Origin of the sequence: Inhella sp. (genome assembly GCF_027532025.1) — a bacterium.
Lineage (GTDB): Bacteria > Pseudomonadota > Gammaproteobacteria > Burkholderiales > Burkholderiaceae_C > Inhella.
In genome coordinates this window covers 1-1824 of record NZ_JAPZSY010000074.1, presented here as the reverse complement: position 1 = coordinate 1824, position 1824 = coordinate 1, and the positions used below count along the sequence as shown (strand labels likewise).

Annotated in this window: 1 protein-coding gene and 2 pseudogenes; 2 read left to right on the top strand and 1 reads right to left on the bottom strand. The window is 72.2% G+C overall.

Going from position 1 to position 1824, the window contains the following annotated elements; genetic code table 11:
* Positions 1–198 (top strand): annotated as a pseudogene (locus tag O9335_RS10585) (hypothetical protein); the annotation flags it as partial.
* Between the two features lie 166 nt (positions 199–364).
* Here the strand turns inward: O9335_RS10585 and O9335_RS10580 are convergent.
* Positions 365–1351 carry a recombination-associated protein RdgC gene (locus O9335_RS10580; RefSeq protein WP_298387655.1) on the bottom strand — a complete coding sequence of 329 codons (987 nt, stop codon included), beginning with the start codon at positions 1349–1351 and terminating at the stop codon, positions 365–367.
* Positions 1352–1636: 285 nt separating this feature from the next.
* Here O9335_RS10580 and O9335_RS10575 point away from each other — a divergent pair.
* Positions 1637–1824, top strand: a pseudogene (locus O9335_RS10575) (glycosyl transferase family 1); the annotation flags it as partial.

Genomic DNA, 1824 nt, shown 5'->3' with positions numbered 1-1824 from the left:
GCGCACCTGGAGGCCCTGTGGGCCCGCGGCACGCCCTGGGCCGTGGCCATGCGCCACGCGCTGGGCCTGTGGAACGGCACGCCGGGGGCGCGCCGCTGGCGCCAGGTGTGGAGCGACCACAAGCTCAAGGGCTTGCCGCCGCGGCAGGTTCAAGCGCTGGCGACCGCGGCCCGCTTGGGCATCGCGACCGTCTCCTGAAAGGGCGCCTGCGCCCTGCCACCGTTCGGGCTGAGCCTTCGACAAGCTCAGGCCGGGGTCGGCCTGAAGACCGATCGAAGCCCTTCGCTAGCCTTCGATACCTCAGGCCGAACGGAGACTTGCCCACCCCCCCCCCGGGGGGGCTGACATCGGCAACGACCTGGGCTCAGTCCCAGGGCGCCGGTTCGCCCGCGCCGGCCGGTGCAGGCGCGGCAGGGGCTGTGTCGGCCGCGGGGGTCGTCGCCACGCCCAGGCCGTCCACACGGCCGCCCAGGCCTTCGAACAGCGCGGGCAGCAGCTCGCCCAGCTCGCTGGTCAGCAGCAGGGCGTCGGCGTCGAAGGGGTCTTGCTCGCTGTCCTTCAGGCCGTCTTGCTCGAAGGCGCCGTCGTCCACCTTCAGCCGCGTCAGCTGCAGGGTGTCGGTCAGCACGAAGTCCAGGCGGTCTTTCCAGTTCAGCGCCAGCTTGCGCACCTGCTTGCCGGCCGTCAGGTGCTGCTGCACGTCGGGGCCCTCCAGGCCGTGGCGCGTGTAGCGCACGGTGGCGGCGGCCACGTCGGCGCTGCGCAGCTCGGCATCGCGGCCGATGCCAAAGCCCTGCGGTGCCACGCCGTCCAGCAGCCAGGCGCGCATGCAAGCGCCCGGGCTCTCGGCGGTTTGCAGCGGTTGCGGCGCCAGGCCGGGCACGGCCTTGGTCAGGGCCGAGAGGGCGGCGTCCAGGCGCGCCGTGCTGGTGCTGTCGATGACGAGCAGCTCCAGCGCCGGGGCGATCCACACCCGCATCGACGTTTGCCGCGTGAAGGCCTGCGGCAGCAGGTCCAGCAGGGCCTCGTCCTTCAGCTCGCGGCGGCGCTTGGCACCCGCCTTGCGGCCGGTTTCTTGCTCCATCTTTTGCGCCAGTTCGTCCACCCGCTCGCGCACCACGGAGCCCGGCAGCAGGCGCTGCTCGAACTGCAGCTTGATCATCACGTGCCCGCCCGGCACGAACTCGGCCAGCGGCCCGTGCGCATGCCCGCGCGGCGGCACGAAGCCCAGGCTCAGCGGCTGCGTCGGCCCGCAGGGCGTGAAGGGCAGGGCGGCCAGCTGGGCGTCCAGCTTGTTGGGGTCGGGCTGCGCGTCGCGGGGCAGGTGGTAGGCGGTGAGGGCTTTGAACACGGGGCGGGCAGGCGCTCGGGGCCTTGGCAGTGCGGACAGGGGCGCGGATTCTGCCTTGTGGGTCGAAGGGCTTGGCCGACCCCTGAACCGGTGGGGCCGCCGACCGGCTTGCTGCTGCGGGTTTGGTAGCGTGGCCCCGTGCTGCGCTTCACCGACTTGCCCTTGCCTTCTCGACCTCGTTCACGCAGGCGTCCCACTCGCACCGCAATTTGTCATCGCGCAGGCGCCATCCGCTACAAGCCCCACCGCCCCGTCGGCCCCAAGCAGCACCCCTACCTGCGCCGCATGCAAGACGCTGTGCTCCACGGCCAGGCCGTGGCGCGCATCCTGCTGCAGCTCAAGAAGAGCGGCTGGCGCCCCGACGCCATCCTGGCCCACCCGGGCTGGGGCGAGACCCTGTACGCCAAAGACGTCTTCCCCGACGCCCGCTTGGTGCACTACTGCGAGTGGTACTACAACGCCCCGCCGCTGGA